Annotated in this window: 23 protein-coding genes, 3 pseudogenes and 1 riboswitch; of the genes and pseudogenes, 18 read left to right on the top strand and 8 right to left on the bottom strand. The window is 69.5% G+C overall.

Features of this window, described 5'->3' with window-relative positions; all coding sequences use genetic code 11:
• Positions 1-20: 20 nt before the first annotated feature.
• The 4 genes and pseudogenes from R2B38_RS48535 (at position 21) to R2B38_RS48520 (ending at position 2619) form a co-directional block, all read left to right on the top strand.
• Positions 21-1330 (top strand): annotated as a pseudogene (locus R2B38_RS48535) (cytochrome P450).
• Positions 1327-1515 carry a ferredoxin gene (locus R2B38_RS48530; RefSeq protein WP_318022596.1) on the top strand — a complete coding sequence of 63 codons (189 nt, stop codon included), beginning with the start codon at positions 1327-1329 and terminating at the stop codon, positions 1513-1515. Before R2B38_RS48535 ends, R2B38_RS48530 begins: the two are co-directional and overlap by 4 nt.
• 10 nt (positions 1516-1525) lie before the next feature.
• A complete protein-coding gene (locus R2B38_RS48525; protein ID WP_318022595.1) occupies positions 1526-1837 on the top strand; it encodes a DUF1330 domain-containing protein in 312 nt (103 codons plus the stop codon).
• 209 nt (positions 1838-2046) lie between these two features.
• Positions 2047-2619 carry a TetR/AcrR family transcriptional regulator gene (locus R2B38_RS48520; RefSeq protein ID WP_318022594.1) on the top strand — a complete coding sequence of 191 codons (573 nt, stop codon included), beginning with the start codon at positions 2047-2049 and terminating at the stop codon, positions 2617-2619.
• Here R2B38_RS48520 and R2B38_RS48515 read toward each other — a convergent pair.
• Genes R2B38_RS48515 through R2B38_RS48505 form a run of 3 tightly spaced genes read right to left on the bottom strand, consistent with a single transcriptional unit; the run spans position 2585 to position 5154 of the window.
• Positions 2585-3397, bottom strand: coding sequence for an alpha/beta hydrolase fold domain-containing protein (locus R2B38_RS48515; RefSeq protein WP_318022593.1), 813 nt, complete (start codon positions 3395-3397; stop codon positions 2585-2587). The genes R2B38_RS48520 and R2B38_RS48515 overlap by 35 nt on opposite strands.
• Positions 3390-4109, bottom strand: coding sequence for an enoyl-CoA hydratase/isomerase family protein (locus R2B38_RS48510; protein ID WP_318022592.1), 720 nt, complete (start codon positions 4107-4109; stop codon positions 3390-3392). The genes R2B38_RS48515 and R2B38_RS48510 overlap by 8 nt, the downstream gene beginning before the upstream one ends.
• Before the next feature lie 4 nt (positions 4110-4113).
• Positions 4114-5154 (bottom strand): ferredoxin--NADP reductase, encoded by a 1041-nt coding sequence (locus R2B38_RS48505; protein WP_318022591.1) that lies wholly within the window; start codon positions 5152-5154, stop codon positions 4114-4116.
• 64 nt (positions 5155-5218) lie between these two features.
• Between R2B38_RS48505 and R2B38_RS48500 the strand changes: the two genes are divergently transcribed.
• From R2B38_RS48500 to R2B38_RS48460, 9 genes are read left to right on the top strand one after another with little or no spacing between them, the layout of a single operon-like run.
• Positions 5219-6757, top strand: coding sequence for an AMP-binding protein (locus R2B38_RS48500; protein WP_318022590.1), 1539 nt, complete (start codon positions 5219-5221; stop codon positions 6755-6757).
• Positions 6758-6792: 35 nt separating this feature from the next.
• A complete protein-coding gene (locus R2B38_RS48495) occupies positions 6793-7971 on the top strand; it encodes an amidohydrolase family protein (RefSeq protein WP_318022589.1) in 1179 nt (392 codons plus the stop codon).
• Positions 7968-9395 carry a FadD3 family acyl-CoA ligase gene (locus R2B38_RS48490; protein WP_318022588.1) on the top strand — a complete coding sequence of 476 codons (1428 nt, stop codon included), beginning with the start codon at positions 7968-7970 and terminating at the stop codon, positions 9393-9395. The genes R2B38_RS48495 and R2B38_RS48490 overlap by 4 nt, the downstream gene beginning before the upstream one ends.
• On the top strand, positions 9392-10993 hold the full coding sequence (locus R2B38_RS48485; RefSeq protein WP_318022587.1) for a methylmalonyl-CoA mutase family protein: 1602 nt from the start codon (positions 9392-9394) through the stop codon (positions 10991-10993). Before R2B38_RS48490 ends, R2B38_RS48485 begins: the two co-directional genes overlap by 4 nt.
• Positions 10993-11391 (top strand): cobalamin B12-binding domain-containing protein, encoded by a 399-nt coding sequence (locus R2B38_RS48480; protein ID WP_318022586.1) that lies wholly within the window; start codon positions 10993-10995, stop codon positions 11389-11391. The genes R2B38_RS48485 and R2B38_RS48480 overlap by 1 nt, the downstream gene beginning before the upstream one ends.
• Before the next feature lie 31 nt (positions 11392-11422).
• Positions 11423-12379 (top strand): LLM class F420-dependent oxidoreductase, encoded by a 957-nt coding sequence (locus R2B38_RS48475; RefSeq protein WP_318022585.1) that lies wholly within the window; start codon positions 11423-11425, stop codon positions 12377-12379.
• The gene (locus R2B38_RS48470) at positions 12376-13434 is read left to right on the top strand and encodes a CoA transferase (RefSeq protein ID WP_318022584.1); all 1059 of its coding nucleotides are present in this window, start codon (positions 12376-12378) and stop codon (positions 13432-13434) included. Before R2B38_RS48475 ends, R2B38_RS48470 begins: the two co-directional genes overlap by 4 nt.
• Complete coding sequence (locus R2B38_RS48465) at positions 13431-13886, top strand: VOC family protein (RefSeq protein WP_318022583.1); 456 nt, start codon at positions 13431-13433, stop codon at positions 13884-13886. Before R2B38_RS48470 ends, R2B38_RS48465 begins: the two co-directional genes overlap by 4 nt.
• A complete protein-coding gene (locus tag R2B38_RS48460; protein WP_318022582.1) occupies positions 13883-14716 on the top strand; it encodes an SDR family oxidoreductase in 834 nt (277 codons plus the stop codon). The genes R2B38_RS48465 and R2B38_RS48460 overlap by 4 nt, the downstream gene beginning before the upstream one ends.
• 52 nt (positions 14717-14768) lie before the next feature.
• Here the strand turns inward: R2B38_RS48460 and R2B38_RS48455 are convergent.
• From R2B38_RS48455 to R2B38_RS48445, 3 genes and pseudogenes are all read right to left on the bottom strand, one after another.
• A pseudogene (locus R2B38_RS48455) lies at positions 14769-14950 on the bottom strand (hypothetical protein).
• 127 nt (positions 14951-15077) lie between these two features.
• Complete coding sequence (locus R2B38_RS48450; protein ID WP_318022581.1) at positions 15078-15839, bottom strand: SDR family NAD(P)-dependent oxidoreductase; 762 nt, start codon at positions 15837-15839, stop codon at positions 15078-15080.
• Between the two features lie 5 nt (positions 15840-15844).
• A complete protein-coding gene (locus R2B38_RS48445; RefSeq protein ID WP_318022580.1) occupies positions 15845-16606 on the bottom strand; it encodes an SDR family NAD(P)-dependent oxidoreductase in 762 nt (253 codons plus the stop codon).
• 66 nt (positions 16607-16672) lie between these two features.
• Here R2B38_RS48445 and R2B38_RS48440 point away from each other — a divergent pair, with 66 nt between their 5' ends.
• From R2B38_RS48440 to R2B38_RS48430, 3 genes are all read left to right on the top strand, one after another.
• The gene (locus R2B38_RS48440; RefSeq protein WP_411978632.1) at positions 16673-18088 is read left to right on the top strand and encodes a class I adenylate-forming enzyme family protein; all 1416 of its coding nucleotides are present in this window, start codon (positions 16673-16675) and stop codon (positions 18086-18088) included.
• Complete coding sequence (locus R2B38_RS48435) at positions 18081-19229, top strand: thiolase family protein (protein ID WP_318022578.1); 1149 nt, start codon at positions 18081-18083, stop codon at positions 19227-19229. The genes R2B38_RS48440 and R2B38_RS48435 overlap by 8 nt, the downstream gene beginning before the upstream one ends.
• Positions 19230-19298: 69 nt before the next feature.
• Complete coding sequence (locus R2B38_RS48430; RefSeq protein WP_318022577.1) at positions 19299-20060, top strand: SDR family NAD(P)-dependent oxidoreductase; 762 nt, start codon at positions 19299-19301, stop codon at positions 20058-20060.
• Positions 20061-20212: 152 nt separating this feature from the next.
• Here the strand turns inward: R2B38_RS48430 and R2B38_RS48425 are convergent.
• A pseudogene (locus R2B38_RS48425) lies at positions 20213-20416 on the bottom strand (transposase); the annotation flags it as partial.
• Between the two features lie 7 nt (positions 20417-20423).
• Positions 20424-20549, bottom strand: a riboswitch (cyclic di-AMP (ydaO/yuaA leader).
• Positions 20550-21079: 530 nt separating this feature from the next.
• On the opposite strand from R2B38_RS48425, the gene R2B38_RS48420 reads away from it, so the two are divergent.
• Both R2B38_RS48420 and R2B38_RS48415 read left to right on the top strand, forming a co-directional pair.
• Complete coding sequence (locus tag R2B38_RS48420; protein WP_318022576.1) at positions 21080-21211, top strand: hypothetical protein; 132 nt, start codon at positions 21080-21082, stop codon at positions 21209-21211.
• A 504-nt stretch (positions 21212-21715) separates the two neighbouring features.
• A complete protein-coding gene (locus R2B38_RS48415; protein ID WP_318022575.1) occupies positions 21716-22249 on the top strand; it encodes a hypothetical protein in 534 nt (177 codons plus the stop codon).
• A 26-nt stretch (positions 22250-22275) separates the two neighbouring features.
• On the opposite strand, the gene R2B38_RS48410 is transcribed toward R2B38_RS48415, so the two are convergent.
• Positions 22276-23127, bottom strand: coding sequence for a helix-turn-helix transcriptional regulator (locus R2B38_RS48410; RefSeq protein ID WP_318022574.1), 852 nt, complete (start codon positions 23125-23127; stop codon positions 22276-22278).
• Positions 23128-23139: the final 12 nt, after the last annotated feature.

Below are 23139 nucleotides of genomic sequence, written 5' to 3'. Positions count from 1 at the left end.
ACTGGTGACGGAAGGGAACCGTGCACACCGTGAAGGACTTCGAGGCGATCGACTTCTTCCAGGACGACGAAGTCGTCGCGGACCCCTATCCCTACTTGGCGGCCCTGCGCGGGAAGTGCCCGGTGCAACGCGAGAGCCACCACGACGTGACGATGGTGACCGGGTACGACGAGGCGATCCAGGTTCTCAACGACTCCGACACCTACTCGTCCTGTCTCTCGGTGACCGGCCCCTTCCCCGGGTTCCCGGTCCCGCTCGTGGGGACGACGTGAGCGCGCTGATCGAGCAGTACCGCGACCAGCTCCCGATGAGCGACCAGTTGCCGACGCTGGACCCGCCCATGCACACGGACCACCGCGGACTGCTGATGCGGCTGATCACCCCGCGCCGCCTCAAGGAGAACGAGGCGTCGATGTGGCACCTCGCCGACGCCCAGCTGGACGCGTATCTCGCCGCAGGCGAGGGCGACTTCATCAGCGGGTTCGCCGGTCCGTTCACCCTGAGGGTCATCGCCGATCTGCTCGGTGTGCCCGACGAGGACCGCAACACGTTCGTCGAGGGCCTCGAGCACCAGCCGCGGGGCGGCATCGGGAGCACGGACGGCGAGGTGGCGCACTCGCCGCTGGAGTACCTGTACGGGCAGTTCTCGGCCTATGTCGAGGAGCGCCGCCGCGAACCCCGCGAGGACGTGATCACGGGTCTCGCCACCGCGAAGTTCGCCGACGGCTCGACCCCCGACGTCGCCGACGTGGCCCGCGTCGCCACCAACCTCTTCGCGGCCGGCCAGGAGACCACCGTCCGGCTGCTGAGCAACGCGCTCAAGCTGATCGCCGAAGACCCCGATCTGCAGCGGCTGTTGCGCACCGAGCGCGACCGCATCCCGAACTTCATCGAGGAGACGCTGCGCACCGAGAGCCCCATCAAGGGCGACTTCCGGCTCTCCCGCGTCCCGTCCACGGTCGGCGGCGTCGGCATCCCCGCCGGCACCACCCTCATGGTCCTCAACGGCGCCGCGAACCGCGACCCGCGCCACTTCGAGGACCCGGAGACCTTCGACCCGGCCCGCGCCAACGCCCGCCACCACCTCGCGTTCGGCCGCGGTCCCCACACCTGCCCCGGCGCCCCGCTCGCCCGCGCCGAGGCCCGGGTGGGCATCGAGCGCATGCTCGACCGTACGACGGACATCAGGATCTCGGAGAGCGTGCACGGCCCTGCCGACGCGCGGAACTTCCGTTACCTGCCGACCTACATCCTGCGCGGACTCACCCATCTCAACCTGGAGTTCACGCTCGTCGAGGCGTCCGAGAAGTCCGAGGAGCCCGCCCGATGAAAGCCGTCGTCGACACCGACCGTTGCCGGGGGCACGGCATCTGCTGGTCGATCTGCCCCGAGGTGTTCGACCTGACCGACGACGGGTACGCCGAGGTGCTGACCCCCGAGGTCCCCGCCGAGTACGAGGACCAGGTCCGCACCGCCATCGGCAGCTGCCCCGAGCGCGCGATCACAGTGAGCTGAGGAGAACGGGATGCCCAAGGGGTACGTCATCCTGACCGAGTCCATCAAGGACCCGGCCGGGATGGACGCCTACAGCCGGGCGGCCGGTGCGTCGATGGCAGAGGGCGGCGCCTCCGTCCTCGCGGTCGACGGCCGGCCGCAGCTCCTCGAAGGCGAGTGGCACGGCGACCGGACCGTCGTTCTCGAATTTGAGAGCGTCGAAGCCGCGAGGGCCTGGTACGAGTCGGAGGCGTACGAGCGCGCGAAGCCGCTGCGACAGGCCGCGGCAGACACGAACGTCGTGATCCTCGCAGGCTTCGAGCCGCCGTCCCGGGGTGCGTGAGAGACACCTGTCCTGTGGGCCACGACAGGGCTCCGGCCACCGGCCGGGGCCCTGGTCCGCGTACGCCGCCCTCCCCACACCTGCCAGATCGCACAGTCCGGCTCGGCGCCGCCGTACGGTCAATGGTTCCGCTATGGCCGGAAGGGTCGCCCGATCGCGACGGCAACCGTAATGTCACATGGGTGTTGCCGGGGTGGAAGGGGTGCTCAATGACGACGGCCCGACACGAGGAGATACTTGTCGCCGCGCTGGGGGTGTTCGCCGAGCGGGGCTACAAGAAGGCCTCCATCGACGCCGTGGCCGAGCGCGCCGGCCTGACCCGACAGGGCGTACTGCACTACTTCCCGAGCAAGAAGCGGCTTCTCCTGGCCCTCGTCCAGCTACGCGAGGACCTCGCCCGCGAACACCTGGCCGCCCTGCACGCGGACGCCGGCGAGGACCTGCCCGGACTGCTCGCCGAGGTCATCACCTACGACCACAAGAATCCCGGTCTCGCCCAGATACACAGCGTTCTCGTGGCCGAGGGCGTCACCGGCAGCGACGAGGCACAGCGGTTCTGCCACGACTACTACCGGTCGATCCAGGACCACACCGTCGAACACCTCACGGCGCTCTACGGCGACCGGGTCCCCAGCGGCCTGACCCCCCGAGCCGCCGCCACCGCCGTGGTGGCGATGCTCGAAGGGGTCCAGCAGCAGTGGATGCTCGACGAGGAGCAGACCGACTACCCCGAGATCATCCGCGATGTCATGGGCGTGCTGCTCGGGCCCACGCCTGTATGAAATCGGCCATCGCCGTCACGCTCTCCGGATGCAGACTCACCGCGTCCGGCCGTACCCGCAGATCCACCGTGACCCCGGAGTGTGCCGCACGGGCCGCGAACGAGAGGGAGTCGTCCAGCAGCGGATCGGTCCCGGCGACCAGGAGCTGGATCGGCGGCAGCCCGTGCAGGTTGGCGTGCAGCGGGCTCAGCAGCGGGTTGGTCCGGTCGGCGCCGCCCGCGAACCGGGCCGCGTGCAACCGGAGTTCGTCGATGTCGAAGCCCGGATCGGCGGCCGCGTTGAACAGCAGACTCGGCGCGTCCAGCGTCAGATCGAGCAGCGCCGACATCAGCACCGCGCACTCCGGCTCCGGCGCCCCCATGTCCCGCAACCGCACCAGCAGCGACGCCGCGAGCCCGGCCCCCAACCGCTCACCGGCCAGCGCCACCGGACCACGGGCCTGACACGAGCTGTACACGGCGTGCACGTCGTCCAACGCCCCCGGGAACGACGACCGATAGCGCGGGCACACCACAACTGCCCCGGTCCGCAGGGCGAGTCGCTCGGCCAGATCCACCGCCGACTCCGGCGAAGCCGACAACTGCCGGTCCCCGTGCAGATACAGGATGACGAGGTCGCTCGCGTCCGGCGGCAGTACGATCGGCCCCACCGGGCTCGACTCGACCCGCACCCGCCCGTCGCCGGCCGCCGCACGGTCCGTGTGCGTCCGTACGTCGGCCAGGTCGGCGTGGCTCAGGTCGGTCTCCGCTCCGGTCGCCCCAACTCGTGTGTCACCCACGGGACATCACCCTCTCCGCTGCCTGCCAGTGCTCGTCGGACACCCAGAGACGGGCGAAGGCGCGGGCCGCCTCCTCCTCCGGGACGGCTCCGCTCATCACGCGTTTGATCTCCCGCGCCGGATTGGTCGCGAGGGATCTGGCCAGGGTGCGCCAGCCCTCGGCGAACTCGGTGCGCGGCAGCACCAGTTCGAGCAGTCCGACGCGTTGGGCCTCGGCCGCGTCGAGGACCGTCCCGGCGCCGGCGAGCATCAACGCCCTTCCCTTGCCCACGAGTTGGGCCAGGCGCTCGGCGCCGCCCCACGCGGGCATGATGGCCAGGGCCACCTGGTTGAAGCCGATCCGGATGTCGTCGGCGGCGACCCGGATGTCGGCGGCCACCGCGACCTCGGCGCCGCCGCCGAACGCGTGCCCGTTCAACGCGGCGATCACCGGTCCGGGGAAGGCCGCGATGCGGTCGCAGATCCCCCTCATCCGCAGGGCCATGGCCATCGCGTCCTCCTCGGTCCGGATCGCACTCAGCTGTTTCAGATCCCCGCCGGAGACGAACGCCCGGTCGCCGGCGCCCGTGATGACCAGGGCCTTGGCGCCCGCGGCCGCGTCGAGCGCCTTGTCGAGTTCGTCCATCGTGGTCGGGGCGATGGCGTTGCGGGCGTGCGGCCGGTCGATGGTGACGACCGCCAGGCCCTCGTCGAGTTCGAGATCTACGTCCATGGCCTCAGTCCTCGTATTCGACAGTGACGTGCGGTGTGGTCGGCTCGCCCTGGCAGGTCAGGACCCAGCCGTCGGCGATCTCGTCGTCGTCGAGCGCGTTGTTGACGCGCATCTTGGCGTCACCCTCGGTGACTTGGGCGATGCAGGTGGCGCAGTTTCCCGCCTCGCAGGAGAACGGCGGGGCCAGACCCGCCCGGCGCGCGCTCTCCAGAAAGGTCTCGCCGGAGCGCTGCGCGAGCGTGTGCCGCTTGCCGGAGAGCACGAGCGTGAGGGTGCCGTCCTGTGCGGCGGGTTCCTCGGGTTCCCGCTCGGCGTTCTCCTGGAGCGGACGGTCGGCGGTGGTCTGCGCGAACCGCTCGACGAAGATCCGCTCGGGGGCGACCCCGTGGGCGAGAAGCGCGTTCTCCACCAACTCCATGAAGGGCGCGGGCCCGCAGAGGTAGAAGTCCGCGTCCAGGTCACCGCCCGCGAACTCCCGTACCTGGTGCGCGGTGACGAACCCCTGCCGGTCGTCGAGATGGTGCCGGACCTCGAACCGGTCCGGGTACCGCTCGGCCAACTCGCCCAGCGCGGTGGCGAAGATGACGGAACCGGCGTCCCGGTCGGCGGCCAGCACCCGCACCGGACGCCCGGTGCCGGCCAGCGCGGACTTGGCGAGCGACAGGATCGGCGTGATCCCGCTGCCCCCGCAGAACGCCACCACAGGAGCGGCGAACTCCCTTGCTCCGTCCGTCTCTTGATCCTCCCTCAGGCAGAACACCCCTGCGGGCAACGTGGTTTCGACGACATCGCCGGGCGCGAGATGGTCGTGCATCCAGTTGGACACCAGACCGCCCGGAACCCGCTTCACCGTCGTCATCAGTTCGGTGTCCGTCTCCGGCGAACTGGACATGGAGTAACTGCGCAGCGTGCCACAGGCCTTGATCGTCACGAACTGGCCCGCCCGGTACGGGAAGGGCGCGTCGAGTACGTACGTCCGTGTGTCGGGCGTCTCCTGGATGATCCGTGTGATCCGCACCGGGTGGAACCCGTGGTCTCGTCCCATGTATGGAATTTACCTTCTCGCTCTGAGAGAGTGCAATTCTCAATGACGAGAGGAAGTTCCTGTCGTGCGAACGATCCCCGCTGAACTCGTCAACCGCTATGAGGCGGAGGGCTGGTGGACCAGTGAGACGATCGGTGACCTGCTGACGCGGGGACTGGCGTCCGCCCCGGAGACCGTGTTCCGGGTCCACTCGGCGGTCCGGCCCTGGGAAGGGACCTTCGGAGAGGTCGAGTCGACCGCCCGCCGACTGGCCGCGGGACTGCGCGAACGGGGCATCGGCCCCGATGACGTCGTGGCCCTCCAACTGCCCAACTGGATGGAGGCGGCGGCGGTCTTCTGGGCCTCGGCCTTCCTCGGCGCGGTCGTCGTGCCGATCGTCCACTTCTACGGCCGCAAGGAAGTCGGCTACATCCTGGACACCGTCCAGCCCAAGGTCTTCGTCACCGCCGAGCGCTTCGGGCATCTGCGCCACGACCCCGAGCTGAGCGCGAAGGTCCCCGTGGTCGGCGTCGTAGGCCGGGACTTCGACGGGCTGCTCGCCGACGAACCGCTCGTCGGCGTCGTACCGACGAACCCGTCCGGGCCCGCGCTGATCGCCTTCACCTCCGGAACGACCCGCGACCCCAAGGGAGTTGTGCACAGCCACCGCACCCTGGGCTTCGAGACCCGCCAACTGGCCGGCCGTTACCCGCCCGACCGGGGCGACCAGCTCACCTCCGCCCCGGTCGGCCACTTCATCGGCATGGTGAACGCCTTCCTGATCCCCGTCCTCGACGGCAGCCCGGTGAACCTCGCCGACACCTGGGACCCGGGCCTCGCCCTGGAATTGATGGCCCGCGACGGCCTCACCGTCGGGGGTGGCGCCGCCTACTACATGACGAGCCTCCTCGACCATCCCGACTTCACCCCCGGCCACCTCACGAGCATGAAGTACGCGGGCCTCGGCGGTGCGGCCGTACCGAACGCGGTGACCCGACGCCTCGCCGACCTCGGCATCACGGTCTTCCGCGCCTACGGCAGCACCGAGCACCCCTCGATCACCGCCTCCGCCCACACCGCGCCCGAGGACAAGCGGCTCTACACCGACGGAGACGCGCTCGACGGCGTGGAGATCCGGCTCGCCGAGGACGGCGAGATCCTCAGCCGCGGCCCGGACCTGTGCCTCGGCTACACCGACGAGGCCCTGACCGAGCGGGCCTTCGACAAGGACGGCTGGTACCACACCGGCGACATCGGTGAGTTCGACGAGGACGGCTACCTGACCATCACCGACCGCAAGGCGGACATCATCATTCGCGGCGGCGAGAACATCGGCGCGCTGGAGGTGGAGGAGGTTCTTCTCGCCCTGCCGGCCGTCGCAGAGGCCGCGGTCGTGGCCGCCCCGGACGCCCGCCTCGGAGAGCATGCGGCAGCCGTCCTGCGACTGCGGCCCGGCCACCCCGAACCCACCCTCGACGACCTGCGGGCGCACTTCGGCGCGGCAGGCCTGGCCCGTCAGAAGTGGCCGGAGGAACTGCACATCGTCGAGGACTTCCCGCGGACCGCCAGCGGCAAGGTCCGGAAGTTCGTTCTCCGCAAGGATATTGCCGCTCATCAAGAGTGAGAATAGGATTCTCGCAATCTGCGAAGGAGGATCTCATGCCATCGCGCGTGCCGCCGTATCCACTGTTCGACGCGGACAACCACCTGTACGAGACGGAGGATGCGCTCACCCGGTACCTGCCCAAGCAGTACGCGAGCGCCATCCAGTACGTGCAGGTGAAGGGCCGTACGAAGATCGCCATCCGTGGTCAGATCAGCGACTACATCCCCAACCCCACCTTCGAGGTCGTCGCCCGGCCCGGCGCGTGGGAGGACTACTTCCGCGAGGGGAACCCGGAGGGCAAGTCCCACCGGGAGCTGTTCGGTGAGCCGATGCGGTCGATCCCCGCGTTCCGCGAGCCCGGGCCCCGCCTGGCCCTCATGGACGACCTGGGCATCCAGCGGACCCTCATGTTCCCGACGCTCGCCAGCCTGGTCGAGGAACGGATGCGGGACGACCCGGAGCTGATCCACGTCGTCGTCCACGCGCTCAACCAATGGCTGCACGAGACCTGGCAGTTCAACTACAAGAACCGCATTTTCACCACCCCGGTGATCAGCCTGCCGATCCTGGACAAGGCGATCGCCGAACTGGAGTGGTGCCTGGAGCGCGGAGCGAGGGCGATTCTCATCCGGCCCGCCCCGGTCCCCGGCTACGGAGGATCGCGGTCCTTCGCGCTGCCGGAGTTCGACCCGTTCTGGAAGCGGGTCGAGGAGGCGGGCGTGCTGGTCGCCATGCACTCCTCCGACAGCGGCTACTCGCGCTACTCCAGCGACTGGGAGGGCAAGAGCCAGGAGATGACGCCGTTCCAGGCGCAGGTCTTCCGGATGATGTCCGAGTGGCGCCCGGTCACCGACGCGGTCGCGTCCTGGGTCTGCCACGGAGCCCTGTTCCGCTTCCCGGAACTGAAGGTCTCGGTCATCGAGAACGGCTCTTCCTGGCTGCTGCCGCTCCTCGACCAACTGGGCAGCACCTACAAGAAGCAGCCGAAGGGATTCCTGGGCGACCCGGTCGAAGAGGTCAGGAAGCGGATCCACATCAGCCCGTTCTGGGAGGAGGACATGGCCGCGCTCTCCGAGGTCGTCGGTGTGGAGCGCGTGCTGTTCGGGTCCGACTACCCGCACCCCGAGGGGCTGGCCGACCCGGTCTCCTACATCGACGCGCTCCAGGGCATGAAGGAGGCCGACCAGGCCAAGATCATGGGCGGCAACCTCGCCCGGTTGATCGGCGTATGACCTGGGAGAGCATCCCGCAGATGGTGCTGAGCGCGGCCGACCGCTTCGGTGATGCCGAAGCCGTGGTGGACGGCCCGCTCCGCCTCACGTTCACCGAGCTGGTCGAGCGGGTGCGTGTGGCTGCGGGTGCGTTCGCGTCGGCCGGGGTGGAGCAGGGCGACCGGGTCGCGATCTGGGCGCCGAACTCCGCCGAGTGGATCGTCGCCGCCTTCGGTCTCATGACCGCGGGCGGTGTGGTGGTGCCCGTCAACACCCGCTTCAAGGCGGACGAGGCGCAGGACATCATCGTTCGCAGCGGTGCGAAGGCCGTTCTCGTCCAAGAGGGATTCCTAGGCCTGGACTTCACAGCACCGCCCGGCGTACCGGTGATCGACCTCAAGTCCGGCTTCCTGGCGAGCGGTTCACCCTTCGAGCGGAAGGTGACCGGCGACCAGGTCAGTGACATCGTCTTCACCTCGGGCACTACGGGCCGCCCCAAGGGCGTGCTCATGACCCACGCCCAGACGCTCCGGCTCTACGCGGAGTGGTGCGACCTGGCCGGGGTCAGGGAGGGCGACCGCTATCTGATCGTCAACCCGTTCTTCCACATCTTCGGCTTCAAGGCGGGCCTGGTCGCCTCGCTCATCCGCGGCATGACCATCCTGCCCGTGCCCGTCTTCGACGTGGACACCGTCCTCGACCTGGTCGAGCGCGAGAAGGTGACGGTCCTGCCCGGCCCGCCCACGCTCTACCACTCCCTGCTCACCGACCGAGGCACAAGAGACCTGTCCTCACTGCGCGTTGCGGTCACCGGGTCCGCCGACATCCCCGTCGAACTGATCCGCCGCGTGATGACCGAACTGCCCTTCACCTCGATCATGACCGGCTACGGCCTGACCGAGGCGGGCACGGCAACCGCCACCCGGCCCGGTGACTCCTTCGAGGACATCGCCACCACCGTCGGCACCCCCTGCGACGGCGTCGAGGTCCAAGTCGCCGACGACGGCGAGGTGTTGGTCCGCGGCTACAGCGTGATGCGCGGCTACTTCAACGACCCCGACGCCACCGCCGAAGCCATCGACCAGGACGGCTGGCTGCACACCGGAGACCTCGGCACGCTCGACGACCGCGGCTACCTGAGGATCGTCGGCCGCAAGAAGGACATGTTCATCGTCGGCGGCTTCAACGCCTACCCGGCCGAGATCGAGGGCTTCCTGATGGAACACCCGGCGGTCGCCCAGGCCGCCGTCATCGGCGTCCCCGACGAACGGATGGGACAGGTCGGCAAGGCCTTCGTCGTCCTCCGACAGCCGCTGACCGCCGACGAGTTGATCGAGTGGAGCCGGGTCCGCATGGCCGGGTTCAAGGTGCCCCGGACCGTGGAGTTCCGCACGGAACTGCCACTGAACGCCACCGGAAAAGTGATGAAGGACCTCCTGCGATGACGCCTCCCACACCGCCCCAGGGCGACGACCTCGTCCGGACCGCGTCCGGCCTACCCCTCAAACCGGTCTACGGCCCCGACGACGTCCACGCCGCACCGCCCGCGCCGGGCAACTTCCCCTTCACGCGCGGCAATTACGCCACCGGCTACCGGGGACGGCTGTGGACGCTGCGCCAGTACTCCGGCTTCGGCACCGCCGAATCCTCCAACCTCCGCTACCACTACCTCCTCCAACAGGGCGGCACCGGACTCTCCGTGGCGCTCGACCTGCCCACCCAGTGCGGCTACGACTCCGACGACCCCGAAGTGGCCGAGGAAGTGGGCAGGGTGGGCGTCGCCGTCGACACCCTCGCCGACGCCGAAGTCCTCTTCGAGGGCATCCCGTTGGACAAGATCAGCACCAGCTTCACCATCAACGGCACGGCCGCCATCCTGCTCGCCTTCTATGTTGCCGCGGCCGAACGGGCAGGCGTGCCCCGCGCGAAACTCACCGGGACGATCCAGAACGACATCCTCAAGGAGTACGCGTCCAGGGGCACTTGGATCTGGCCGGCCGAGCCCTCGCTGCGACTCATCGCGGACACCATCGAGTTCTGCGCGGCCGAAGTGCCGCGCTTCAACGCGATCTCGGTCGCCGGCTCGCACTTCCGCGACGCGGGCGCCAACGCGGTACAGGAGATGGCCTTCACGCTCGCGGACGGGGTCACCTACTGCGACACGGTGCTGGCCCGCGGCCGTATGACGATCGATCAGTTCGCCCCGCAGGTCTCCTTCTTCTTCTACACGCACGGCGACTTCTTCGAGGAGGTCGCCAAGTACCGTGCCGGGCGCAGGCGTTGGGCGACCATCGTGCGCGAGCGCTACGGGGCGGACAGCGACAAGGCGGCCATGTTCCGCTTCGGGTGTGTGGCCGGAGGCGCCTCGCTGTACGCGCCCCAGGCGCAGAACAACACCGTCCGCGTCGCCTACGAGGCACTCGCCTCCGTCCTCGGCGGCGTCCAGTCGATGTTCACGGCCGCCTGGGACGAGCCGTTCGCGCTGCCCAGCGAGGAATCGGCGACGCTCGCCCTGCGCACCCAGCAGATTCTCGCTCACGAGACGGGCGTCACCAGAGTCGCGGACCCGCTCGGCGGCTCGTACTTCGTCGAGGCGCTCACCGACGCCACCGAGGCGCGCATCGTCGAGATCATGGACGACCTGGAGCGCTACGGAGGCATGGTCCGCGCCATCGAGGACGGCTATCTGCAGACCCTCATCGCCGACGAGGCCTACCAGTTGCACCGCGAGGTCGAGGCGGGCACCCGCCCGGTCGTCGGCGTCAACCGCTTCGTCTCCGAGGAACCCCCGCCCGACCTCGCCACGTACGAACTCGACGCGGAGGGCCGCGACCGGCAGCTGAAACGGCTCGCCGACGTCAAGGCCACCCGCGACGCGGCTCTCGTACGGCAGCGCCTCGCCGAACTCGCCCGCGCCGCGGAAGGTACCGAGAACCTCATGCCCATCCTGATCGACTGCGCGAACGCCTACTGCACCGTCGGCGAGATGGTGGCCGCGCTCAAGGCGGTCTGGGGCGAGTTCCAGCAGCCGGTGGTGTTCTGATGAAAGCCCGTGTACTGGTCGCCAAACCGGGGCTCGACGGACACGACCGCGGTGCCAAGATCGTCGCGCGGACCCTGCGCGACGCGGGCTTCGAGGTCATCTTCACCGGGATCCGGCAGCGCGTCGACGACATCGTGGCCGTCGCCGTCCAGGAGGACGTGGCGGTCGTCGGCCTCAGCATTCTCTCCGGCGCACACCTCGCTCTCACCACCCGCGTGATCGAGGCGCTGCGCGCCACGGGGTCCGAGGACATCGCCGTCGTGGTGGGCGGCACCATCCCGCCGGCCGACGTACCGAAGCTGCTCGGTGCCGGAGCCGCCGCGGTCTTCCCCACGGGCACACCGCTCGACGCCCTCGTGGCCGAGATGCGCGCCCTGACATCCGTCACCTCGCCATGACCCGGCGGCGACCCGAACACCTGGAGGCAGCGTGCGTATCGGAGTGATGATCGGGCCCGAGCGCGGGGACTCGGTCCGCAAGGTCACACGGATGATCGACGACGTGACATGGGCCGAGAAGGCGGGCTTCGACACCGTGTGGGTGCCGCAGATCCCGACCGACTTCGACGCGCTCACCGCGATCGCGCTGATGGGCGCGCGCACCGAGCGCATCGAACTCGGCACCGCCGTCGTCCCGTTGCAGGCCCAGCACCCCATCGCCCTTGCCAGGCAGGCGATTTCGGCCCAGGCCGCGGCGGGCGGTCGGCTCGCGCTGGGCCTCGGCCCCTCTCACCACTGGATCATCCGGGACATGCTGGGACTGCCGTACGAGAAACCGGCCGCGTTCACCCGCGACTACCTGGACGTCCTGGACGCCGCGTTCGGCGGAACGGACATGGTCGATGTCGAGAACGGCACTTTCACCGTCCACAACCCGCTCACCCTCGCCCCCGTCTCCCCGCTGCCGGTCCTGATCGCGGCCCTCGGCCCGGTCATGCTGCGCCTCGCCGGGGAACGGGCCGACGGGACCGTGCTGTGGATGGCCGACGAACGCGCCGTCGCCGAACACGTCGTTCCCCGCATCACCGAGGCCGCCGAGAGCGCCGGACGCCCGGCACCGCGGATCGTCGCGGGCATCCCGGTCTGCCTGTGCGGCCCCGACCGTGTCGACGAGGCCCGCGAACGCGCCAACCGGATCCTCGGCGAGGCCGAGATCTCGCCCAACTACCAACGCGTTCTCGAATACGGCGACGCCCGCGACGTCGGCGACCTGTGCGCGGCGGGCGACGAGAACGCCATTGCCGCCCGCTTCAAGCGGTTCGCGGACGCCGGGGTCACCGATCTCTCCGTACGGCTGCTGCCCATCGGAGACAACCGCGACGAACTGGTCGCCTCCAAGTACCGCACCCGCGACATGCTCGCCGCCCTCGCTGCGGACCTGCGATGAGCACCGGACCGCTCGACGGCATCCGCATCCTGGAGGTCGGCCACATGCTGGCCGGCCCCTACGCCACGATGATGCTCGCCGACCTCGGCGCCGAGGTCACCAAGATCGAACCGCCCGGCGGGGACATCTCCCGCCAGGTGAGCGACGCCTACTTCGCCAGCCTCAACCGCGGCAAGCGCAGCATCCGCCTCGACCTCACGACCGACGAGGGACAGGCCCGTCTCGGTGAACTCGTCGCCGACGCCCACGCGTTGCTCGTCAATCTGAAACCGTCGGCCATCCACCGACTGGGCCTGACGTACGACGTGCTGCGCAAGTGGAACGACCGGATCGTGTGCGTCGCGCTCACCGGATACGGCCTGGACGCGGGCGACGAGCCCGCCTTCGACTATGTGGTCCAGGCGGCCACGGGGGTCGCCGCCCTCACCGGCGCCCCCGACGACCCGCCGACGCTGCCCGGTTACTCCTCGGCCGACAACTCCTCCGGCCTGACGGCCGCGTTGGGGCTCTTGGCGCAGATCGTCTCCGGGCGGGGTGGCCAAGTGGAGGTGTCGCTCAGGGATGTGATGCTGTCTCAGCTCAACTACCGTGCCTCCGCCTACCTCAACGAGGGCGTCGAACCGCGCCGGCTCCCGCTCGGCGCGCACTCCTACTACGTGCCGGCCCAGCTCTTTCCCACCGCCGAGGGCTACTTGGCGCTCTTCATCACCCACGACGGCTTCTGGAAGTCCTTCTCCACCGAGGCCGGCGTCCAGGGATTCCCCACCATGGCCGAACGCGCGGACCGCCGCGAGGAGGTGCTCGCCGCCGTGACCGAGGCCCTGGCCGGAGACACCGCCGCGGCCTGGGAGGCGCGGCTGCGCCCGCTCGGGGTGCCGGCCGCCGCCGTACGCACGCTGCCGCAGGCGCTGGCGGCGACTCCGGAGGCCGTGGTGCGGGCCGGGGACTTCCGGCTGGTGCGCGGTTCCGTGCGGGTCGAGGGGTACGAGCCGGAGTACGGGCCGCCGCCCCGGCTGGGTGAGCATGACGTTTCCGGGCTGGTGGGGGAGTCGTGAGGGCGGAGGACCAGTTCCATCTCGGGTTTGTCGTCGACGACTTCGAGGGGACGCTGGCCGAGTTCTCGGCCGCGTTCGGGTACGAGTGGTGCGCTGAGATCGGCGGGGCGGTTCCGCTGACGCTGCCGACCGGAAACGCCGTTCTCGACATCAGCTGCGCCTACTCCCGGACGGTGCCCCGGCTGGAGATCGTCCGCCGTATTCCGGGAACGCTGTGGGAACCGGTGGCCGGCGGCGGTGTGCACCACGTCGGCTACTGGTCCGACGACGTCGCCGCGGACGCGGCCGAACTCACCGGGCAGGGCTTCGTGACCGAGGCGAGCCGGTCAGGCCCCGGCGGCGCGCCCTTCGCCTTCCTGCGCGGCCCGAGCGGTCTGCTCGTGGAACTCGTGGACCGGGTGGCGCGGCCGGGGCTGGAGAAGTTCTGGGGTCACGGAGGAGGAGACGAATGACGGCCGTAGGCATCGCGACGGGGGCCGGGCGCGGTATGGGACTGGCCTGCGCCCGGCGGCTCACCGGACTGGTGGACACGCTGCTGCTGGTGGACCGGGACGAGTTGGCCGTGACCGCCGCTGCGAAGGAACTGGCCGCCGCGGACGGGGAGATGGAGGTCGAACCCTTCGTCCTCGACATCACCGACAGGGCCGGACTGTCCCGACTCGCTGCCCGCGTCGCCGAGTTGGGCTCGCTGAGGGCCGTTTCCCACGCCGCCGGGATCTCGCCCACGATGGCCGACTGGCGGCGCATCTTCGAGGTCGACCTCGTCGGCACCGCTCGCCTGGCCGAGGCACTCCGCCCGCTCGCCACCGAGGGGACCGCGCTGGTGTGCTTCGCCTCGATGGCCCCGCTCCTCGGCAACCTGGAGGCCGAACCCGCCGTAGCGGCGATCCTCGACGATCCGCTCCGGGACGACTTTCTCGACCGGCTGCGCGAGGCGCTCGGGCCCGCTGTGGAGAACACCGGTCTCGCTTACGCGTGGGCCAAGCACGGGGTGCACCGGTTCGTACGGCGGGAGGCGGTGCGCCTCGGGCCGTACGGCGCCCGGGTGTGTTCCGTCTCGCCGGGTGTCATCGACACCCCCCAGGGACAACAGGAGGCCTCGGCCCAGCCCGCCATGGCTGCTCTGGTGGAGCAGACGCCGCTCGGGCGGGTGGGCCGGGCCGAGGACGTGGCGGCTGCGGTGGCCTTCCTGTTGTCGGACGAGGCCGCTTTCGTTTCCGGAATCGACGTTCTCGTCGACGGTGGGGTCTGTGCGGCGGTACGAGAACGCGCCGGGCGGTGACCGGTCGGCGGCTGTCCGAGGAGGCGCGCTGCTGAGGGAGCGCGCCGCTTCCTCAGCGTCGACGGCCGCTGCGTCGGGGGACCAGCCGGACCCCACGCCGGCCGAGTGCGCGGCGAGGAAGGCGAGCCCGAGCAGCATGAGGCTCGTCGAGCTGAAGACGATCTGCGTCGATGTCTCGGTGACACGGATGATGAAGGCGATGAAGAAGAGCGCGGCCGCCACGAATGCAAGCATCTGTTAACCCCTATGGATAGACGGCGAGCCACCGGTGATCCCGGTGGCTGCGCCGTTGTCTCCCGAGTGCCCCGGAAGATGCCGAACAGTCATGCGCATCCCGGGGCGCCCGCAGGCCAACTGCCGTTCAGGCAAGGGATTCCGAGCGCTGGACGGTCCCCGTGAGGCCGGTCGCGTCCTGGCCCGCGAGGAGGACGGCGGCCCGCGCCATGGCCTCCGGCGGCTCCACCATCTCCGGCGGGATCTCCCGGCCCCCGCCACCCGCCTGCCAGCCCTCCGTGAGCACCACCCGTGACGGGGCAAGGCAGTTGACCGCGATGTTGTCCTTCCGCAGATCGGCGGCGAGCCCCAAGTAGAGGCGCTCCACTGCCGCTTTGGACACCCAGTACGCGTTCGCGCCCCGGTCCGTCATGCCCACCCCGCCGGTCGTGACGGCCACCAGCGAACCACCGCCACGCGCCCGTATGTGCGGAATCACCGCCCGGGTCACCAGGAACACCCCGGTCAGATTGACGTCCAGCGACAACTGCCAGCGCTTGAGCGGCGTCGACTCGACCGGGCCGAGCCACAGCACCCCGGCATTGGCGATGAGAATGTCGATTCCGCCGAACTCCGCGACCGTGGCGGCGACAGCCGAGTCCACCGACGCCTCGTCGCTCACGTCACAGGGCACCGGCAGGGCACGCCCGCCCGCCGCGGTGATCCGGTCCGCGACCGAGTAAATGGTCCCGGGCAGCCGACCCTCCTGCTCGGAGCGCGCGGCCACGGCGACCGAGGCGCCCGCCTCCGCGAGCGCCACCGCGACCGTACGGCCGATGCCCCGGCTGGCTCCTGCGACGAACGCGACCTTGCCCTTCAACTGTCCGCCCACGCCCGCCACTTGACTCATGCCCGCTACTTCGGCGGGAAGCGGAGGGCGCCGTCGAGACGCACGACCTCGCCGTTGAGATAGTCGTTCTCGACGATGTGCCGCACGAGACCCGCGTACTCGACCGGCAGCCCCATGCGCTTCGGGTACGGGATCTGCGGCCCCCAGTAGGCCTCCAGCTGGTCGCCCGCCTTGCCGTAGGCCGGGGTGTTGAAGGTGCCCGGCGCGATCGTGACGACCCGGATGCCGAGCGGGGAGAGGTCGCGGGCCGCGACCAGGGTCATGCTGACGACCCCGCCTTTGGCTGCCGCGTAAGGGAGTTGGCCGATCTGGCCCTCGTACGCGGCGATCGAGGCCGTATTGACGATGACGCCCCGGCCGTCGTCCAGCGGCTCCTGACGGGCGATCGCGGCGGCGGCCAGGCGCAGCACGTTGAAAACGCCGGTGAGATACACGTCGATCGTCGTGCGGAAGCCCGCGAGGTCGAGGGGCGAGCCGTCCTTGCCGACGAGCCGGCCACCGCTCGCCGGGCCGCCGTGCGCGTCGACCGAGATCCGGAGCGGTCCCGCCGACTCGGCCTCGGCCAGGGCTGCTTGGACGTCCTCCTCGGAGGTGGCGTCGGTACGCACATAGCGCACCCCCAGCTCCTGCTCCAGGGCCTTGCCCTTCTCGTCGGCCAGATCGGCGACGACGACCTTCGCTCCCGCCGCGTGCAGCCGACGGACGGTGGCCTCGCCCAGGCCGCCCGCACCGCCGACGACCACCGCGGAGCTCCCACTGATCTGCATCAAGGATTTCCTCTCTTGCGAACAGCGCTCTAGTGAGACGAGAATAGCATTCTCATGAATATAACCATGATTCTCGAGATGGTGGCCTCGGGCGGCGACCGACCGGTGGTCACGGCGAACGGCCGCTCCCTGACCGCCTCGGACCTGCTCGCCCGCGCCCGCGCCGCCGCGCACCGCTTCCGGGGCCATCCGGCCGTGCTGTATCTGAGCCCCAGTCACCTCGCCTACCCGGTGGCCCTGTTCGGCGCCGCCCTGGCGGGCATCCCGTTCATCCCCCTCAACTACCGCCTCGGCGAACACCAGTTGACCCGCCTCCTGGCCCGCCACCCCGGTGCCCTCGTGCTGCGCCCCGCGGACCTCGACGCCCTGCTGAGCGCCGAAGAGCCCGCCGAGGCACCCGAGTTGGCGCAGGACCAGGACTCGGTCGCGGTGGTTCTCTACACGAGCGGCACGACCGCCGAACCCAAGGCGGCACTGCTGCGCCACCGGCACCTGCTGGCCTACGTCCTCAACACCCAGGAGTTCGCCTCCGCCGAGGAGGGCGACGCGGCGCTCGTGGCCGTACCGCCGTACCACGTGGCGGGGTTGATGAACCTGCTCACGAACCTCTACTCCGGCCGCCGCCTGGTGTACCTGTCCGCCTTCGACGCGGGGGAGTGGCTGGAGACTGCGCGCAGCGAACAGGTCACCCACGCCCTCGTCGTCCCCACCATGCTGGCCCGCATCGTGGCGGAAGTCCCGTCCGACGACGCCGGCACACCCACCCTCCGGAGCCTCGCCTACGGCGGCGCCAGGACCCCGCGGCCCGTGGTGGAACGGGCGTTGCAGATCTTTCCGGGGACGGGGTTCGTCAACGCGTACGGCCTGACGGAGACGGCCTCTTCGGTCGCTGTCCTCGGACCCGACGACCACCGCGAGGCGCTCGCGGCGTCCGACCCGGCCGTACGGGACCGACTCGGTTCCGTGGGGCGGCCGTTGCCCGGTGTCGAGATCGAGATCCGTGACGACGACGGAAAGCCGGTCCGCGCCGGGGAGACCGGGTTCGTGTTCGTGCGCGGGGACCAGATCTCCGGCGAGTACGGCGGACGCAGCGCCCTCGACGCCGAAGGCTGGTTCCCCACCCGGGACCGGGGACGGCTGGACGCCGACGGCTATCTGTTCATCGAAGGACGCGCCGACGACACCATCATTCGCGGCGGTGAGAACATCGCTCCCGCCGAGATAGAGGACGTTCTAGTCGCCCACCCCGGCATCGTCGAGGCGGCGGTGATCGGCGTGCCCGACCCCGAGTGGGGGCAGCGGATCGTGGCCGTCGTGGTCGGCGAGGGCGATCCGGCGGAGGTCCGCCAGTGGGTCAAGGACCGGCTGCGCTCCTCCAAGACGCCCGACGCGATCGTGTTCCGCGCCGAACTCCCCAAGACCGAGACCGGAAAGCTGCTGCGCCGCACCCTGCTGGCCGAGTTGGAGACCACCCATGCCTGAAGCAGTCCTCGTGTCCGCCCTGCGCACCCCCGTCGGCACCGCCGTCAAGGGCACCCTGCGCGACACCACCGCGTTCGACCTGGCTCACCACATCGTCGCCGCCGCGGCCGCCACGGACGGCCTCGACCCGGACGCCATCGACGACGTGATCCTCGGCGAGGGCCTGTACGGCGGCGGGGTCGTGGCCCGGCACGCGGCACTGACCGTCGGCCTCACCTCCGTACCGGGCCTGGCCCACAACCGCCACTGCGCCGCCGGACTCGCCGCCGTGCAGAGCGCGGCGGGGAGCATCCGCGCGGGCATGGACGAACTCGTCATCGCCGGCGGCGTCAACTCGGCTTCCACCTCCCCGAAACAGCGTTTCCGCGTCGACGGGGAGTGGGTCGAACCCTGGAGCCCGCCCACACACCCCGACCGGCCGGACGCCCCCAACCTCGACATGTCGATCACGGTCGGCTGGAACACCGCCGTACGGGCCGGCCTCAGCCGCGCCGACATGGACGCATGGGCGCTGCGCTCCCACCAGAACGCCATTCGCGCCATCGACGAGGGCCGTTTCGACGCGGAGTTGGTGCCCATCGACACTCCGCACGGACTGTTCTCGGTCGACGAACACCCCCGCCGCACCACGAGCCTGGAGAAGCTGGCCTCGCTCAAGCCGCTCCACCCGGAGATAGACGGCTTCTCCATCACGGCCGGGAACGCGGGCGGCGCCAATGACGGTGCCGCCGCCCTGGTGGTGGCCAGCGACCGGCTGGGCCTGCCCGCCCTCGCCATAGTTCGCTCGTGGGCCTCGGTCGGCGCCGACCCGGCCGAGACGGGCCTCACCCCGGTGAAGGTGATCCCCAAAGCCCTTGCCCGCGCGGGACTTTCGACGTCCGACGTCGACCTCTTCGAGATCAACGAGGCCTTCGCCGCCGTGCCCGTCGCAGCGGTGAAACTGCTCGGCCTCGACCCCGACCGCGTCAACGTCAACGGCAGCGGCTGCTCCCTTGGCCACCCGGTCGCCGCGACCGGCGCCCGGATGCTCGTCACGCTCGTGCACGAACTGCGCCGACGCGGCGGCGGCATCGGCGTCGCCGCGATGTGCGCGGGCGGCGGCATGGGCTCGGCCACGGTCATCGAGGTACCCGCTCCGTAGTCCGGCAGTAGCCGGTTCCGGTGGTGGAGAGCGTCGACGAAGTGAAGGCAAGAGCATGGAGGGAAGAGCGTGGAGGGCTTGAAGGAGAAGGTCGTTCTCGTCGCCGGCGCGGCCACCGGGCTGGGCGCCGCCTCCGCCCGGCGGCTCGCGGACGAGGGTGCCCGGGTCGTCGTCGGCGACCTCGACCTCGACGGAGCCCGGCGGACCGCCACGGCCATCGGTGACGCCGGTGGCCAGGCGGCGGCAGTGGGCTTCGACATGGCCGACGAGGCCTCGGTCGCCGACCTCGTGCGGGCCACTGTGCGGACGTTCGGCGGTCTCGACGCCGTGCACATCAACGCGGGCGACATGAGCGCGGTCTCCCAGGACACCGACGTCGTCGACATGGAACTCGCGGTGTGGGACCGGACGTTCGCCGTCAATCTGCGGGGCCACATGCTCGTCACGCGGTACGCCGTTCCCGAGCTTCTGGCTCGGGGCGGCGGGGCGATCGTCTACACCTCGTCCATCGCGGCCTTCACCGGCGAGGCAGCGCGCCCCGCGTACTCGGCGACCAAAGCGGGCATCAACGCCCTCGCCCGCCATGTCGCCTCCCGCTGGGGCAGGGAGGGCATCCGCGCCAACGCGGTCGCACCGGGCCTGATCCTGACGCAAGCCATCCAGGAGGGCGCGGACCCCGACCTGCTGGAGGCGTTGCTCGCCCGAACCCGCAGCACCCGGCACGGCCGGGCCGACGACATCGCCGGCATGGTGGCCCACCTCATGTCCGCCGACGGAGCCTGGATCAACGGCCAGGTCATCAACGTCGACGGCGGCACCGTCATGCGCTGAACGGGCCCCGGCACGCCCATTTCTGGGGGTACCGCTTCTTCCTCGGTGAAAAGGCGGGGATCGACCCTGCCCTCAATTCGCAGCGGTGGCACGAGATTTGGCACCCACACGGGCTGACCCGTGCGGGGCAGGGCAGCCAGGATCTCGTCCCAGACACCGCAGTTGCGCCAGGTCTGGTAGCGGGAGTGGATGCACTTCCACGTACCGAACCGCTCGGGGAGCTGCTCCCACAGGATGCCCGCGAAGCACCCGGCGATGATCGCGATCAAGATCGTGACCTGAGTCTCGTGCTTCCTGTTCCTTGGGGGTTCGTCCCCGGACCCCGAGAACTGCCGACCGTTCTGCGTTGCCGTCATGGCTCGCTCGTCCTTCGTCAGCCGCCTGTGAAGGATGACCTGTCGGATTCGGGCTCGAAGTTGCCCTGCCGCACACTCGCGGCTTCACCCCAAGGGCTGCTCGGCCCGGTCGTGGCGTCAGCGCCAACCGCGGCTGTCACGTGGGGTGTTGGGCACCGCCACAAGAGGTAGGTGCCGGCGTGTGCCCAGGGGCTGACCGTCCTCGTGCGCACGCGCCCCGCCAGCGGGTGGCCCGTCCCGGTGCTCCGTGGGGTCTCCGGCGGCCTCTTGTAGGCGGGCGGGGCGTCCGGCCGCGCCTGCCAGCACGGGGTCGGAAATCAGTTACGCGGCTTCAGCTCACTGCCGCACTAACGCCCCCCCGGTCCCGGTAGAGTTGGGACAAATGTAAGCGAGCATGCAGCGAGCCTGGATCCGACGTTCCAGGTCAAGGGCAACGCCGTCCTTCGCGCAAATTGCAGGCATGAGAGGACAACCGGCTCCGCGCCGGGCTCTAGCCAAGCCCCCTCCATGAGCCCCATACGTCGGTGGGCCTCAGCAAGACCACACGTGCGTCACGTGGTGGTCGGGCTGAGGTCTGACACCTGGTCCGATCACCGGAAAGGTAATTCGGACCGTTGAACCTCTCTCGGTGTAAAGGCGCTCATCGTCGTCATCTGCGCCCTGGTGTCCACCATCGTGGCCCTGGTGGGCGGCTTCCTGAGCCACACCCCTGGCGCGCGGAAAGCAGTGGCGGTGCTCTTCGGCGGATGCATGATCCTCTGCATGACCGTGCTCACCGCGCTCGGCCTGTTGTGAACGCGCGGAAGCCCTGGGGCACTAACTGCAGACCCCTGGGCTTCAGTTGGTTGGCGGTCTTTGGTGACCGATCGCCAAATTCGGTCGCCCGTGCTAGCGTTGTGCTACAGCCCGTTCATTGAGCTATTGCTACGGCCGGTTCGATTCCGGCAATCACACTTACGGTTGGTCTGGCACTCTGGCACTTCTACGAGTTCATCAAGGTCATTCGCACGCTCCGTAAGGGCAAAACCCAGGGCACATGTCCTAGTAATACAATTTCAAATCGCAAGGTGGAGGTTGGCATGAAGTTTATTGAATTCATTATGTCAACTGTAAGCGTCGTTGTTGGCGTGGGCCACGTGGTCGTAGCTGAGTGAACGGTCTATTGCGAAGGGGCGCCCCACATGACGGGGCGCCCCTTCGTCATGTGCGCGCTCAGGCTCTCGTGGCCGCCCAGGGCGTCCGACCGTAGATCCCCAGACTTTGCCCCCGAGACCCCACGGGGAGCCCTACGTTCCCGGCATGAGACTGACCCCTCTTGAAGCCACGCTGATAGGCACAACTCTTGGGGCCTCGGCCACACTTCTCGCTTCGGCGATCACCCAACGAGGCACTCGTTCGCGGGAGCGGGATCAGAGATTCTGGGAACATCGCGCTGACGCGGTGGAGGAAACCCACCGCATCATGTTGGCGTTCGCTGCGGTCCGGAACGAGACCCTCGCGTCAAAGGCAGTTCCCGACGATCTAGACCCTGACCGCCCCGAGCAACCAGTGAGACTCATCGAGACCAAGATCGCCCTGTATGCGCCAAGGGCTGTCGGGAAGGCTCACGCGGTTTGGTTCGAGTCCCTCAAAGCGTTCTTGGTCTCCTTCGTGGGATGGCAAGGCGAAGTCAATCGACTTGCAGGTTCAACAGAGCCCGAGGGTGCGCAGACGCTGATTGATGCGGCCTGGGCCATGGTGGAATCACGAGGCGAAGAACTGAAACGCTCTGAAGATGCGCTGACGGAGGCCCTCCGCAAAGCCTCGTTGTTGCGCCCTCAACGCGCATGGTGACGTAGCGAAGAGGAACGCTTCGCACCTCAACGGGGGTTGAGGGCTCGCCTCGCCGAGTTGATGACGTTGTGGGCGTCGGCGCCGTAGACCGCGGACTCGCGGAGAGAGTTCCAGATGCGCAGGTAGAGGGCGAGGGAGTCGGAGTCGTCGAGCCACATCTCGGCGTGCCAGGTCTCGGTGACCACCTGGCGGTCGTCGTAGATCCAGAAGCCCAGACCGGGCGGCGACTTCAGCGACGCGGTGAGCGGCACGATGCCCAGCTCCACGGTGTCCATGCCGATGGCGCCCGTCAGGCGGTCGAGCTGGGCGGTGAGCACCGAGGGCGGGCAGACCAGCGAGCGCAGCACCGGCTCCCACAAGATGACGTGGTACTTCCGGCCGCCGCTGTACAGCAGTTCCTGCCGCTTCATCCGGGCGCGTACGGCGGCCTCGATGTCGAGCGGAGACTTGTGCCGTTCGGCGGAGCGGGTCAGTACGGCGCGGGCGTAGTCGGGAGTCTGGAGGACGCCGACGACCCATGAGGATTCCCAGGCGCGCAACACCTTCGAGTTGGCCTGCGCCTCGTTGTGGGCGTCCTGGACGGGCTTGTGACCGCCGACCAGTTGCCTGCGCCACGAGCGGATGTGTGACTCGAACCCCGCCAGCCTGGCCCGCAGTTCCTCGTACAGGGCGGGCTGGCCGCACGCCGCCGCCCACGCGCGCAGGTCCTCCGGAGTGGCCGTCTGCTTGCCCAACTCCAGCTTCGAGACCTTGGAGTTGGACCAGCCGAGCCTGCGAGCCAGGGCGGTGCCGGTGAGTCGGCCATCAGAAGCCGAGAGCCGAAGTTCCCGGAGCCGAATCCCGAGCGCCTCGCGAGCCTGCTGATAGTCCGTACTCACCGGCACACACCT

This window comes from Streptomyces sp. N50 (assembly GCF_033335955.1).
In the GTDB taxonomy this organism is placed as follows: domain Bacteria; phylum Actinomycetota; class Actinomycetes; order Streptomycetales; family Streptomycetaceae; genus Streptomyces.
The sequence above is the reverse complement of the archived record's forward strand: the minus strand, read 5'-3'. Positions and strand labels throughout refer to the sequence as shown.